General features: G+C 58.3%; 8 protein-coding genes. All 8 read left to right on the top strand.

The window, feature by feature from the left end:
- Positions 1 to 98 precede the first annotated feature (98 nt).
- Positions 99 to 614 carry a 50S ribosomal protein L10 gene (rplJ, locus tag D1224_RS02800; protein WP_119378409.1) on the top strand — a complete coding sequence of 172 codons (516 nt, stop codon included), beginning with the start codon at positions 99 to 101 and terminating at the stop codon, positions 612 to 614.
- 64 nt (positions 615 to 678) lie between these two features.
- Complete coding sequence (gene rplL, locus D1224_RS02805; protein WP_119378410.1) at positions 679 to 1,056, top strand: 50S ribosomal protein L7/L12; 378 nt, start codon at positions 679 to 681, stop codon at positions 1,054 to 1,056.
- A 175-nt stretch (positions 1,057 to 1,231) separates the two neighbouring features.
- The gene (rpoB, locus tag D1224_RS02810; RefSeq protein WP_119378411.1) at positions 1,232 to 5,359 is read left to right on the top strand and encodes a DNA-directed RNA polymerase subunit beta; all 4,128 of its coding nucleotides are present in this window, start codon (positions 1,232 to 1,234) and stop codon (positions 5,357 to 5,359) included.
- A 92-nt stretch (positions 5,360 to 5,451) separates the two neighbouring features.
- The gene (gene rpoC, locus D1224_RS02815; RefSeq protein ID WP_119378412.1) at positions 5,452 to 9,681 is read left to right on the top strand and encodes a DNA-directed RNA polymerase subunit beta'; all 4,230 of its coding nucleotides are present in this window, start codon (positions 5,452 to 5,454) and stop codon (positions 9,679 to 9,681) included.
- A gap of 251 nt (positions 9,682 to 9,932) precedes the next feature.
- Entirely contained in the window at positions 9,933 to 10,304 is a 372-nt protein-coding gene (rpsL, locus tag D1224_RS02820; protein WP_018146782.1) for a 30S ribosomal protein S12, read from the top strand.
- A 12-nt stretch (positions 10,305 to 10,316) separates the two neighbouring features.
- Positions 10,317 to 10,787, top strand: coding sequence for a 30S ribosomal protein S7 (rpsG, locus tag D1224_RS02825; RefSeq protein WP_119378413.1), 471 nt, complete (start codon positions 10,317 to 10,319; stop codon positions 10,785 to 10,787).
- Positions 10,788 to 10,832: 45 nt separating this feature from the next.
- On the top strand, positions 10,833 to 12,977 hold the full coding sequence (fusA, locus tag D1224_RS02830; RefSeq protein WP_119378414.1) for an elongation factor G: 2,145 nt from the start codon (positions 10,833 to 10,835) through the stop codon (positions 12,975 to 12,977).
- An 88-nt stretch (positions 12,978 to 13,065) separates the two neighbouring features.
- Positions 13,066 to 14,256: an elongation factor Tu gene (tuf, locus tag D1224_RS02835; RefSeq protein WP_119377896.1), complete on the top strand. Its 1,191-nt coding sequence runs from the start codon at positions 13,066 to 13,068 to the stop codon at positions 14,254 to 14,256.
- Positions 14,257 to 14,326 lie beyond the last annotated feature (70 nt).

The following is a 14,326-nucleotide window of genomic DNA, read 5'->3' on the forward strand; positions in this document are numbered from 1 at the left end:
ATCGCCAGGCCCTGGGCAGGCGCTGGATGCGGAGTGATCCGTTAAAGGCGAATTCCCGGGCGCCCGGATGGGCCGGACGCCTTAACTGGAGAACCGTAATGGATAAAGCTGGAAAGCAGGCGGCGCTCGCGGAACTCGAAGAGGTTTTCGAGAATTCCGGTGCAGTTGTTGTCACGCATTATACCGGTTTGAGCGTTGCGGAACTGACGAAGCTGCGTACCTCGCTCAGAGAGCAGGGTGGGCGGCTTAAAGTGGTCAAGAACCGGATTGCCAAGATTGCCCTCAAGGGCAAGGGCGGCGATGTGGCTCAGGGCCTCTTCACTGGCCAGGTGGCGATTGCCTACGCAGAAGACCCAACGGTCCCTGCCAAAGCAGCCGCTGAGTTTGCCAAAAACAATGAAAAGCTGAAACTCGTCGGAGGCGTCATGGGCGCCGAAGTGATGGACGGTGCGGGTGTCGAAGCCCTCGCCAAAATGCCATCGCGCGAAGAGATGATTGCAACCATTGTTGCCCGCCTGACAGGTCAGGCCAGCCAGATCGTCCAGCGCGTCAATGCGCCGGGCCAAGGTCTTGCTGGAGCGATCAAGGTCATCGGCGAGCAGGCAGCGGCATAGCGTCAGCTAAGACAACGCAAAACCAGAACACCTCTAAATTTGAACAAGAAAGTCGATCAGACAAATGGCAGATATTGCAAAACTTGGTGACGAACTTCTCGGCCTCACCATCCTCGAAGCAAAAGAGCTCAACGACTATCTCGAAGAGCGCGGCATCAAAGCAGCAGCAGCTGTTGCTATGGCCGGTCCAGCAGCTGGCGGCGGCGACGCGGCAGCAGCTGAAGAGAAAACCGAATTTGACGTCATCCTGACCGATGGCGGCGACAAGAAAATCAACGTCATTAAGGTCGTGCGCGAAGTCGTGTCCGGTCTTGGCCTGAAAGAAGCCAAGGAGCTCGTCGAAGGCGCTCCGAAGCCAATCAAGGAAGGCGTTTCCAAGGACGAAGCAGAAGAGCTCAAGAAGAAGTTCGAAGAAGCTGGTGCCAAGGTCGAAATCAAGTAAGCCGGCTACGGCTTACAATTAAGGGGTGGTGTCTGCGCGAGGCACTATCTCTGTAGAGTAAATAGCGCGGCGGAGCCTCTTGTGGGTTCCGCCGCGTGCTCGCGTTTCAGGTGGCAAGCCGCCGCCGGACCTGCATGCTGCAGGACGGAGTGGCCGGCAAGAAACGGAACTAAAGATGGCTCTTTCTTTCACGGAAAAAAAACGTATCCGCAAATCCTTCGGTCGTATTCCCGAAGCCATCGACATGCCCAATCTCATCGAAGTGCAGCGCTCCTCATATGAGCAGTTCCTGCAAATGCATACCGCGCTCGCTGAGCGCACCGATGATGGTCTTGGTGGTGTCTTTAAAAGCGTTTTCCCAATCATTGACTTCAATGAGCGCGCGACGCTCGAATACGTTTCATACGAATTCGAGCCGCCGAAGTTTGACATGCAGGAGTGCATGCAGCGCGACATGACCTACGCAGCGCCGCTCAAAGTGCGGCTGCAGCTGGTCGTTTTCGATATTGACGAGGACACGGGCGCAAAGTCGATCAAAGAGGTCAAGGAACAGGAAGTCTATCTCGGCGACATTCCCCTGATGACGGACAAGGGTACGTTCATTGTGAACGGGACCGAGCGCGTCATCGTCTCTCAGATGCACCGTTCGCCTGGCGTGTTCTTCGACCATGACCGCGGCAAGACCCACTCGTCGGGCAAGCTGCTCTTCGCGGCTCGTATCATCCCGTATCGGGGTTCCTGGCTCGACTTCGAGTTTGACGCCAAGGACATTCTGAACATCCGTATCGACCGCAAGCGCAAGCTGCCTGCGACCACGATGCTCTATGCGCTGGGCTACGACACGGACGAAATTATCGACCTCTTCTATACGCGTTCGGTCTACCGGCTGGACAAGAGCGGCTGGATCATGGGCTTCCGCCCAGAGGCCTGGAAGGGGCAGAAGCCAAGCTACGATCTTGTTGACGCCAAGACTGGTAAGGTCGTTGCGCCTGCGGATCGCAAGATTACGGCGCTGGCTGCCAAGCGGATCGTTGAGGGCGGTACGGATGAGCTTCTCGTCCCGTCGACAGCTCTCGAGGGCAAGTTCCTTGGCCGCGATATTGTCAACCGTGAGACCGGTGAAATCTTTGGTGAGGCCGGCGACGTCCTGACCGAAGAGCTTGTCGCAGAGCTTCGCGACCTCGGCCAGAAGTCGGTTGAGATCCTCAACATCGACGGCGCCGACCGTGGCCCATGGCTGCGCAACACGCTGAAGGCTGACAAGAACGAGACGCGCTTTGAGGCGCTGTCCGACATCTACCGCGTGATGCGCCCTGGTGAGCCACCAACCCAGGAAGCGGCAGACGCCCTGTTCAACCAGCTCTTCTTCGATGGTGAGCGCTACGACCTTTCCGCGGTTGGCCGCGTGAAGATGAATATGCGCCTCAACATGGCCCTCGACGACTATGAGCTGGCTGAAGACAGCATGCGCACGCTTCGCAGGGAAGACATCGTAGGCGTCATGAAGGTCATTCTCGACCTGAAAGACGGCAAGGGCGAAGTTGACGACATCGACAACCTCGGTAACCGCCGTGTCCGTTCGGTCGGCGAGCTGATGGAAAACAACTACCGCATCGGTCTTGTCCGCATGGAGCGCGCCATCAAGGAGCGCATGTCCTCTGTCGATATCGACACGGTGATGCCGCATGACCTGATCAATGCGAAGCCGGTTGTCGCGTCTGTGCGCGAATTCTTTGGCTCCTCGCAGCTGTCGCAGTTCATGGACCAGACCAACCCGCTCTCCGAGATTACCCACAAGCGCCGTCTCTCGGCGCTTGGGCCGGGTGGTCTAACGCGTGAGCGCGCAGGCTTCGAAGTCCGCGACGTTCACCCGACCCACTATGGCCGCATCTGCCCGATTGAGACGCCGGAAGGCCCGAACATCGGTCTGATCAACTCGCTGGCGACCCATGCGCGCGTCAACAAGTACGGCTTTATCGAAAGCCCGTACCGCAAGGTCGAGAATGGCAAGCTGACGAGCGAAGTCGTGTATCTGTCCGCTATGGAAGAGCATCGCTTCGCCATTGCTCAGGCCAACGCGACCGTGAACGACAAGGGTGAACTCGATAATGAGTTCGTCAACGCCCGCGTCAACGGCGAAGCCACGCTCGTTCCGCGCGAGGAAGTGGAGTATATGGACGTGTCGCCGAAACAGGTCGTTTCGGTTGCCGCCGCTCTCATCCCGTTCCTTGAAAATGACGATGCCAACCGCGCTCTGATGGGCTCGAACATGCAGCGTCAGGCTGTGCCGCTCGTCAAATCGGAAGCGCCATTTGTCGGTACCGGTATGGAATCGGTGGTCGCCCGTGACAGCCGCGCAGCCGTGGTTGCGCGCCGTGCCGGTGTGATCGAGCAGGTAGACGGCACGCGTATCGTTGTGCGTGCGACCGAAGACATCGACTCGGCCAAGTCCGGTGTCGACATCTACCGCCTCGCCAAGTTCCGCCGTTCGAACCAGAACTCCTGTATCAACCAGCGCCCGATCGTGCGCGTGGGCGATGAGGTCCGTTCTGGCGACATCATCGCAGATGGCCCGTCCACCGATCTTGGTGAGCTGGCGCTCGGCCGTAACGTGCTCGTCGCGTTCATGCCGTGGAATGGCTACAACTTTGAAGACTCCATCCTGATCTCCGAGCGGATTGTAAAAGACGACGTCTTCACCTCAATCCACCTCGAAGAGTATGAGATCGCTGCTCGCGATACCAAGCTTGGCCCTGAAGAGATTACGCGCGACATTCCGAACGTCGGTGAGGAAGCTCTGCGTAACCTGGACGAAGCCGGTATCGTTGCTGTCGGTGCTGAAGTGAAAGCTGGCGACATTCTCGTCGGTAAGGTCACGCCGAAGGGTGAAAGCCCGATGACGCCGGAAGAAAAACTTCTCCGCGCCATCTTCGGTGAAAAAGCTTCTGACGTTCGTGACACCTCCCTGCGCGTGCCACCAGGCGGCTCGGGTACGGTTGTTGAGGTCCGTGTCTTCAATCGCCACGGCATCGACAAGGATCAGCGCGCGCTCCAAATTGAGCGTGAGCAGATCGAGCAACTGCAGGAAGACAAGGAAGACGAACAGAACATCCTGGAGCGCAACACCTATGCGCGCCTGCGTGAACTGCTCGTTGGAAGTGAAGCTGCTGCGGGTCCAAAAGGCTTCAAGACAGGCAAGATCACCGACGAGGCGCTCGACGAGCTTCGCGAGAGCCAGTGGTGGGAAATCGCGCTCAAGTCTGAAAAGGCACAAGGTGAGCTCGATTTCCTGCAGGGCCGTTTCAACGACTCCCTGCGTGAGCTCGAAGCCCGGTTCAACGACAAGGTCGACAAGGTCCAGTCAGGCGACGATCTGCCTCCGGGCGTGATGAAGGTGGTCAAGGTCTTCCTGGCCGTGAAGCGCAAGCTGCAGCCAGGCGACAAGATGGCCGGCCGTCACGGCAACAAGGGTGTGATCTCCAAGATCAACCCAGCTGAAGACATGCCGTTCACCGAAGACGGTACGCCTGTCGACATCGTTCTCAACCCGCTCGGCGTGCCGTCGCGGATGAACGTCGGGCAGATTCTGGAAACGCATATGGGCTGGGCCTCGAATGGTCTTGGCCGCCTTGTCCAGAATGCACTTGATGAGTGGAACGAGAACAAGGACAACAAGGCGTTGCGCGAGACGATCCAGCACGTTTACGGCGAAGAGCAGGAGCTGCCCGAGTCGGACAACGAGATCGTCGAACTTGCTTCGAACCTCGGCAACGGTGTTCCGATCGCAACACCAGTCTTCGACGGTGCGCGGGAAGCGGATATCGTCAAGATGCTGGAGCGGGCAGGGCTGGACGCATCTGGTCAGGTCACTCTGTTTGACGGCCGTACCGGCGAAGCGTTCAAGCGCAAGGTCACGGTTGGTTACAAGTACCTTCTGAAGCTTCACCACCTGGTCGACGAGAAGATCCACGCCCGTTCGACCGGCCCTTACTCGCTCGTTACTCAGCAGCCGCTGGGCGGCAAGGCGCAGTTCGGTGGCCAGCGTTTCGGCGAGATGGAGGTCTGGGCCCTGGAAGCGTATGGCGCAGCCTACACGTTGCAAGAAATGCTCACCGTCAAGTCCGATGACACGGCGGGTCGTGCCAAGGTGTATGAAGCGATCGTCCGCGGTGATGACACGTTCGAGGCCGGTATTCCGGAATCGTTCAACGTTCTCATCAAGGAAATGCGCTCGCTTGGCCTCAACGTCGAACTGATCGAAGCCAATGAGGACGATGATGACTCACCAGTGGCGGCCGAATAGGCCGCCACATGGTAATCGTGTCGATTAGAGACTAGGTTTTTCTAAAGGCCAGGCATCAAGTCTGGCCGCCCCCTCCCGAGGAGCGGAATTAAATGCGCCAAGACGTCACAAACCCCTTCAATAACGCTAACGCCCCAGCCCCGAGCTTTGAGGCGATCAAGATCTCTATCGCCAGCCCGGAAAAGATCCGGTCCTGGTCGTCCGGTGAGATCAAGAAGCCGGAAACCATCAACTACCGGACCTTCAAGCCAGAGCGCGAAGGCCTGTTCTGTGCCCGTATCTTCGGTCCGATCAAGGACTATGAATGCCTCTGCGGTAAGTATAAGCGCATCAAGTATCGCGGCATCGTCTGCGAGAAGTGCGGCGTCGAAGTTACCCTCGCCAAGGTACGCCGTGAGCGCATGGGTCACATCGAGCTTGCCGCGCCGGTTGCCCACATCTGGTTCCTGAAGTCGCTCCCTTCACGCATCTCCACACTGCTGGACATGGCGCTGAAAGATGTTGAGCGCGTTCTCTACTTCGAGAGCTATGTCGTCATTGAGCCGGGTCTGACCCCGCTCGAGCCGAACCAGCTGCTCACCGAAGAAGAGTATATGGACGCTCAGGACGAGCATGGCGAAGATGCTTTCACTGCCATGATCGGCGCCGAAGCTGTTCGTGAGCTTCTTCGCGCGCTTGATCTTGATTCTCTGGCCGACCAGCTTCGCGACGATCTCGCCGAGTCGACCAGCGAGCTGAAAACCAAGAAATACTCGAAGCGTCTGAAGGTCGTTGAATCCTTCCTGGCTTCTGGTGCGAAGCCGGAATGGATGATCATGACGATCGTGCCGGTCATTCCGCCGGATCTGCGCCCGCTCGTCCCGCTGGACGGCGGCCGTTTTGCGACGTCCGATCTGAACGATCTGTATCGCCGCGTAATTAACCGTAACAACCGCTTGAAGCGTCTCATGGAGCTTCGTGCACCGGACATCATCATCCGGAACGAGAAGCGTATGCTTCAGGAATCGGTTGATGCGCTGTTCGACAATGGCCGTCGTGGCCGCGTCATCACGGGCACCAACAAGCGTCCGCTGAAATCGCTTTCTGACATGCTGAAAGGCAAGCACGGTCGTTTCCGTCAGAACCTTCTCGGTAAGCGCGTCGACTATTCCGGCCGTTCGGTCATCGTGGTTGGCCCGAACATGAAGCTTCATGAGTGCGGCCTGCCGAAGAAGATGGCGCTTGAGCTGTTCAAGCCGTTCATCTATGCGCGCCTCGACGCGAAGGGTCTTGCTGGTACCGTCAAGGCTGCCAAGAAGCTCGTTGAGAAAGAAAAGCCGGAAGTCTGGGATATCCTCGAAGAGGTCATCCGTGAGCACCCGGTTATGCTCAACCGCGCCCCGACGCTTCACCGCCTCGGTATCCAGGCGTTCGAGCCTAAACTGATTGAAGGTAAAGCGATCCAGCTTCACCCGCTGGTCTGCGCTGCGTTCAACGCTGACTTCGACGGCGACCAGATGGCTGTTCACGTTCCACTTTCGCTGGAAGCCCAGCTTGAGTGCCGCGTGCTGATGATGTCGACGAACAACATTCTGTCACCCGCAAACGGCAAGCCGATTATCGTGCCGTCGCAGGACATCATTCTGGGGCTCTACTATCTGTCGCTCGATAAGGATGACGAGCCGGGTTCGTTCAAGACCGACAAGGAAGGGCGTCCGGTTCAGGGCATCTATTCCGACATGGCGGAGATTGAACACGCCCTGCACGCTGGCAAGCTGTCACTTCACGCGAAGATCAAGGCACGCTTTGAAGGCGTTGATGAGGAAGGCGACGAAGAAGTCCGCATCATCGACACCACGCCAGGCCGCTATATGATCGCGTCGCTGCTGCCGAAGATGAAAGGCATGCGCGCCGAGTTGGTCAACGATTTGATGACCAAGAAGGCGATCTCCAAACTGATCGACGAGGTCTATCGTAACTGCGGTCAGAAGGCGACGGTCATCTTCTGTGACAAGCTCATGGAGCTTGGCTTCCGCGAAGCTTGCAAAGCTGGCATCTCGTTCGGCAAGGACGATATGAAGATCCCGGCTGCCAAGGCCAAACTGGTCGAAGATACCCGCGCGCAAGTGTCGGAGTATGAGCGTCAGTATGCGGAAGGCCTCATTACCCGCGGCGAAAAGTACAACAAAGTGGTGGACGCCTGGTCGACCTGTACGGACAAAGTCGCTGACGCGATGATGGACGCAGCCGGCGAAGCCGAAATCAATGCCGAAACCGGCCGTCAGGAAGAGACCAATTCGGTCTTCATGATGGCTCACTCCGGTGCACGTGGTTCCAAGAACCAGATGAAGCAGCTGGCTGGTATGCGCGGCCTGATGGCGAAGCCGTCCGGTGAGATCATCGAGACGCCGATTGTGTCGAACTTCAAGGAAGGCCTGACCGTTCTTGAATACTTCAACTCGACCCACGGTGCCCGTAAGGGTCTGGCGGATACGGCTCTCAAGACAGCGAACTCGGGTTACCTGACTCGCCGTCTCGTTGACGTTGCGCAAGACTGTATCGTCAATGAAGACGATTGCGGCACCGACAAGGGCATCATGCTCGCACCAGTCATGGAAGGCGCAGACGTCACGGTCTCGATCTCTGAGCGTATTCTCGGCCGGACAACCGGTTGGGATGTAAACAATCCGAAGACGGGCGAGCTTATCTGTCCAGCAAACACCTATGTGGACGAAGCGCTTGCTGCGACCATCGAGGCGGCTGGCGTCGACGAGATCAAGGTTCGTTCGCCGCTGACCTGTGAAACCAAGACCGGTGTCTGTGTGGCCTGTTATGGCCGTGACCTTGCGCGCGGTACCATCGTGAACCGCGGCGAGGCCATCGGTGTCATTGCTGCCCAGTCGATTGGTGAGCCGGGCACTCAGCTTACCATGCGGACCTTCCACATCGGTGGCGCCGCCTCCGTCGCAGAAGAGAGCTCGGTCGAAGCGTCGTTTGAAGGTACCATCAGCTTCGAGGAAGCGGAGACGGTCACTCGTTCCGACAAGGCCCTTGTCGTGGTCGGTCGTCAGATGTCAGTCTCCATCATCGATGGCGACGGTCGTACCCGCCAGACCTTCAAGCCTGGTTACGGTACGCGCGTCTACACGAAGGATGGCGCCAAGGTGAAACCAGGCGACAAGCTCGCCGACTGGGATCCATTCGCGCAGCCGCTGATTTCGGAAATCTCAGGTGTCGCCAAGCTTATCGACGTTGTCGACGGCATGTCGGCCCGCGAAGAGACTGACGAAGCAACCGGCATCTCGTCGCGCGTGATCGTCGACTATCGCGGCAGCAAGGGCAACGAGCTTCGCCCATCTGTCCTCATCACTGACGCGAACGGCGAAGCCAAGACGCTGCCGAATGGCACTGAGGCTCGCTACCTGCTTTCGCCAGGCGCGATCCTTTCGGTCAATGACGGTGACGAGGTTGGCTCCGGCGACAGCCTTGCACGTACGTCGACCGGCGGCGCGAAGACCAAGGACATCACCGGTGGTCTGCCGCGTGTTGCCGAGCTCTTCGAGGCACGTCGTCCGAAGGACAATGCAGTGATCGCCGATATCGACGGTCGTGTGTCGTACCTGCGTGACTACAAGAACAAGCGCAAGATCGGCATCATTCCGGAAGAAGAGGGCGTCGAGCCTGTTGAGTACCTGGTTCCGAAGAACAAGCGTATCTCCTTCCAGGACGGTGACTTCATCCGCCGCGGTGAATACCTCGTCGATGGTAACCCTGCACCGCAGGACATCCTCGGTTCGCTCGGTATCGCTGCGCTGGCTGACTACCTCGTCGACGAAGTCCAGAAGGTCTATCGTCTGCAGGGCGTGCCGATCAACGACAAGCACATCGAGGTGATCGTTCGCCAGATGCTACAGAAGATCGAGATCACTGATCCGGGTACGACGACGCTCCTCAAGGGCGAGCATGTCGACCTGCTAGAACTGGAAGAGGCAAACGCGTCGGTCCGCCGGTCGCGCAAGCAGGACCAGCGTGAGGCATCGGGTGTTCCGGTCCTTCTCGGTATCACCAAGGCGTCGCTGCAGACACGCAGCTTCATCTCGGCGGCTTCCTTCCAGGAAACCACACGCGTGCTGACCGAAGCAGCCCTGCAGGGCAAGGTCGATACGCTCGAGGGCCTGAAAGAGAACGTCATCGTTGGTCGCCTGATCCCTGCTGGTACGGGCGGCGGCATGCGCAACTTCCGCCGCATTGCCGGTCAGCGTGACCAGAAGCTCAAAGCGAAGCGCCGTCAGGCTGCCGAACAGGCCGCAGCGGCTCTGCCGGCACCAGACGCTGCAGAGTAGTTGCAGCCGCAACAGACCCTATCGCAGCGTGTCCCGTCCCAAACACTTGACGGGACGCCTGCAGGGTCTTAACACGCGCCGAACGCTGGCTGAGGCAATAGGTTTTATTGCCTCCAGCGGCCCGTAAGGGCGCTGTCAGGTCGGCATAGTACGGAATTGATTGTCCGGTGGGCCAGTTTTGGCCCAGCCGGGCTATCTTGGTTTGGACTGGTCCGATGGGGCCAAGTTAGAAAGTAATCAAAAAGGCCCTCATGCCCACGATTCAGCAACTGATCCGCAATCCGCGCAAGCCAAAGCCTGCGCGTTCAAAGACACCAGCCCTTAAGGGCAACCCGCAGCGTCGCGGCGTTTGTACACGCGTTTACACGACGACGCCGAAGAAGCCGAACTCGGCGCTTCGTAAGGTCGCCAAGGTCCGTCTCACCACGGGTTTCGAATCGCTTTGCTATATCCCGGGTGAGGGCCATAACCTTCAGGAACACTCCGTGGTCCTTATCCGCGGCGGCCGCGTGAAAGACCTTCCGGGTGTGCGTTATCACATTCTCCGCGGTGTCCTCGATACGCAGGGCGTCAAAAACCGTAAGCAACGCCGCTCGCATTACGGCGTCAAGAAACCGAAATAAGGGTCATAGAGCATGTCACGTCGTCACCGCGCCGAAAAACGCCAGGTTCTTCCTGATCCGAAGTTCAAGGACATCGTTATCTCGAAGTTCATGAACCAGATCATGCAGGACGGTAAGAAATCCACCGCCGAGCGCATCGTTTACGGTGCTTTCGATCTGGTCGAGACGAAAGCAAGCAAGGACCCTGTTGAGGTGTTCCACGCTGCGCTTGAAGCTATTTCGCCAGCCGTCGAAGTTCGCTCGCGCCGTGTTGGTGGTGCGACCTATCAGGTGCCGGTCGAAGTTCGTCCTGAGCGCCGTCAGGCTCTCGCTATTCGCTGGCTCGCTTCTGCGGCCAGCTCACGTAACGAAAGCACCATGCGTGAGCGCCTTGCAGGTGAGCTGCTTGATGCATCGCAAGGTCGCGGCACGGCTGTAAAGAAGCGGGAAGATACCCACCGCATGGCCGAAGCGAACCGCGCCTTCTCTCACTACCGCTGGTAACACGTTCTACACGTTCCTCCCGGAACTAGATAAAAAGGTAACCCCATGGCCCGCGAATACTCGTTGGATCGCTATCGCAACTTCGGCATCATGGCCCACATTGATGCCGGCAAGACGACGACGACCGAGCGTATCCTTTTCTATACCGGCCGCTCGCACAAGATCGGCGAAGTCCACGATGGCGCGGCCACGATGGACTGGATGGAGCAGGAGCAGGAGCGCGGCATCACGATTACGTCCGCTGCGACGACCACGTTCTGGTTCCGTACAGAAGACGGCAAGAACCCGACCGGCATCTACGGTGACACGCCTGATGAGGCGAAATTCCGCTTCAACATCATCGATACTCCGGGACACGTTGACTTCACCATCGAAGTTGAGCGTTCTCTGGCAGTTCTCGACGGCGCAGTCTGTGTTCTCGACGCTAACGCTGGTGTTGAACCGCAGACCGAAACCGTCTGGCGTCAGGCCGACCGTTACAAGGTCCCGCGCATCGTGTTCGTCAACAAGATGGACAAGACCGGCGCCGACTTCTTCAACTGCGTTCACATGATCAAGGACCGCACCGGTGCCCAACCGGCTCCGGTTCAGTTCCCGATTGGTGCAGAGAACGAGCTCGAGGGTATCGTCGACCTGATCACCATGCAGGAATGGGTCTGGGAAGGTGAAGATCTCGGTGCGTCCTGGGTTATCCGCGATATCCGTGACGACCTGAAGGCAAAAGCTGAAGAGATGCGCGCAGAGCTCGTCGAGCTTGCTGTCGAGCAGGACGAAGCTGCGATGGAAGCCTACCTCGAAGGCACAGAGCCGACCGAATCCGAGCTTCGCGTTCTCATCCGGAAGGGCACGCTCTCCATGTCGTTCGTGCCAGTTCTTGCTGGTTCTGCGTTCAAGAACAAGGGCGTCCAGCCAATGCTGAACGCAGTGATCGACTATCTTCCAGGTCCGCTCGACGTTCCGGCGTATATGGGCTTCAAACCGGGCGACGAAGAAGAAGTTCGTGACATCGCGCGTCATGCCGATGACAATGAGCCGTTCTCCGGTCTTGCTTTCAAGATCATGAACGACCCCTTCGTCGGGTCGCTGACCTTCGTGCGCATCTATTCCGGCCAGCTGAACAAGGGTGGTTCAGTGATGAACTCCACCAAGGGGAAGCAAGAGCGCGTCGGTCGTATGATGATGATGCACTCGAACAACCGTGAAGAGATTGAAGAGGCATATGCCGGCGACATCATTGCGCTCGCAGGCCTCAAGGAAACCACGACGGGCGACACGCTTTGCGACAAGTCTGACCCGGTTGTCCTTGAAACCATGACCTTCCCGGATCCCGTTATCGAGATTGCGGTCGAGCCTAAATCGAAGGCTGACCAGGAGAAGATGTCCATCGGCCTTCAGCGTCTCGCCGCTGAGGACCCATCGTTCCGCGTCGAAACCGACATCGAGTCGGGTCAGACGATCATGAAAGGCATGGGTGAGCTTCACCTCGACATTCTTGTTGACCGTCTGAAGCGTGAGTTCAAAGTTGAAGCGAACATCGGCCAGCCGCAGGTGGCTTACCGTGAAGCAATCGGTCGCCCGACCGAGATCAACTACACGCACAAGAAGCAGTCTGGTGGTTCCGGTCAGTTTGCCGAGGTCAAGATCCAGTTCGAACCCCTCGAAGCGGGTTCCGGCTTTATCTTCGAGAGCGCGATCGTTGGTGGTTCGGTGCCTAAGGAATACATTCCGGGCGTCGAGAAGGGCCTCAACCAGGCCAAGGAAAACGGTCTTCTGGCCGGTTATCCTGTCACTGACTTCAAGGCTGTTCTCGTCGACGGCAAGTATCACGACGTTGACTCCTCCGTTCTCGCTTTCGAAATCGCCTCCCGCGCTGCTTTTCGTGAGCTACGTACCAAGGCCGATCCGAAGCTGATGGAGCCAATGATGAAGGTCGAGGTTGTGACGCCTGAGGAATACATGGGCGACATCATCGGTGACCTGAACTCCCGCCGCGGTCAGATCCAGGGTTCTAACCCACGCGGCAACGCAGTTGCTATCGGTGCGTTCGTGCCGCTGGTGAACATGTTCGGTTATGTCGGCAACCTTCGCGGTATGTCACAGGGCCGTGCCCAGTTCACCATGGTGTTCGACCACTATGCAGAAGTGCCGAAGGCCGAGGCTCAGAAGATCGTTCAGGATCTCGCGGGCTAACAAGCTACCGCTCCGCGCAGTTCCCTTAACGGTGGCTGCGCGGGGTTTTCACATAACTGACTGACGTTGGAAATGAAGGAGAGGCCCGATGGCCAAAGAGAAGTTTGCGCGGAACAAGCCGCACGTAAACATCGGCACGATCGGCCATGTTGACCATGGCAAGACAACGCTGACGGCAGCGATCACGATGACGCTTGCAGAAGTTTATGGCGGTGCAGCGAAGTCCTATGCGGACATCGACAACGCGCCGGAAGAAAAAGCACGCGGCATCACCATCAACACCGCGCACGTCGAGTATGAGACGGACGACCGTCACTATGCGCACGTCGATTGCCCGGGCCACGCTGACTATGTGAAGAACATGATCACCGGTGCTGCCCAGATGGACGGCGCGATCCTGGTTGTGAACGCAGCTGACGGCCCGATGCCGCAGACCCGCGAGCACATCCTGCTGGCCCGCCAGGTTGGCGTGCCTGCCCTTGTCGTGTTCCTCAACAAGGTTGACCAGGTCGACGACGAAGAGCTCCTCGAGCTCGTCGAGATGGAAGTCCGTGAGCTTCTGTCCTCCTACGACTTCCCGGGCGACGACATTCCGATCGTTTCCGGTTCTGCGCTCGCAGCTGTCGAAGGCCGCGACGAGAACATCGGCAAGGAGAAGATCCTCGAGCTGATGAAGGCTGTCGACGAGTACATCCCGACCCCTGACCGTCCACTGGACAAGCCGTTCCTGATGCCGGTCGAGGACGTGTTCTCGATCTCCGGCCGTGGTACGGTTGTGACCGGCCGCGTCGAGACGGGCATCGTCAAGGTTGGCGAGGAAGTCGAGATTGTCGGTATCCGCGACACGCAGAAGACGACCGTTACGGGCGTTGAGATGTTCCGCAAGCTGCTCGACCAGGGCCAGGCAGGCGACAACATTGGCGCACTGATCCGCGGCATCGACCGTGAAGGCGTTGAGCGTGGCCAGGTTCTCTGTAAGCCAGGTTCGATCACCCCGCACACCACGTTCGAGGCAGAAGCCTACATCCTGACCAAGGAAGAGGGTGGCCGTCACACGCCATTCTTCACCAACTACCGTCCACAGTTTTACTTCCGTACGACTGATGTCACCGGTGTTGTGAAGCTTCCAGCGGACAAGGAAATGGTCCTGCCGGGCGACAACGTCAAAATGGAAGTCGAGCTCATCGCACCGATCGCCATGGACCAGGGTCTTCGCTTCGCGATCCGCGAAGGCGGCCGCACCGTCGGTGCAGGCGTCGTCTCCAGCGTCTCCAACTAAGACCTCTAGCCTCTCAGAAGAGGCTGGAAAACAGACAAGAAGGGCCGTCTCGGAAGAGGCGGCCCTTTTT

The organism is Henriciella barbarensis, assembly GCF_003576345.1.
Classification (GTDB): Bacteria; Pseudomonadota; Alphaproteobacteria; order Caulobacterales; family Hyphomonadaceae; genus Henriciella; species Henriciella barbarensis.

What these genes read in the sequence shown, in the direction of transcription:
- rplJ (WP_119378409.1), top strand. Translation starts at nt 99, where the DNA reads ATGGATAAAGCTGGAAAGCAGGCGGCGCTCGCGGAACTCGAAGAGGTT.
- rplL (WP_119378410.1), top strand. Translation starts at nt 679, where the DNA reads ATGGCAGATATTGCAAAACTTGGTGACGAACTTCTCGGCCTCACCATC.
- rpoB (WP_119378411.1), top strand. Translation starts at nt 1,232, where the DNA reads ATGGCTCTTTCTTTCACGGAAAAAAAACGTATCCGCAAATCCTTCGGT.
- rpoC (WP_119378412.1), top strand. Translation starts at nt 5,452, where the DNA reads ATGCGCCAAGACGTCACAAACCCCTTCAATAACGCTAACGCCCCAGCC.
- rpsL (WP_018146782.1), top strand. Translation starts at nt 9,933, where the DNA reads ATGCCCACGATTCAGCAACTGATCCGCAATCCGCGCAAGCCAAAGCCT.
- rpsG (WP_119378413.1), top strand. Translation starts at nt 10,317, where the DNA reads ATGTCACGTCGTCACCGCGCCGAAAAACGCCAGGTTCTTCCTGATCCG.
- fusA (WP_119378414.1), top strand. Translation starts at nt 10,833, where the DNA reads ATGGCCCGCGAATACTCGTTGGATCGCTATCGCAACTTCGGCATCATG.
- tuf (WP_119377896.1), top strand. Translation starts at nt 13,066, where the DNA reads ATGGCCAAAGAGAAGTTTGCGCGGAACAAGCCGCACGTAAACATCGGC.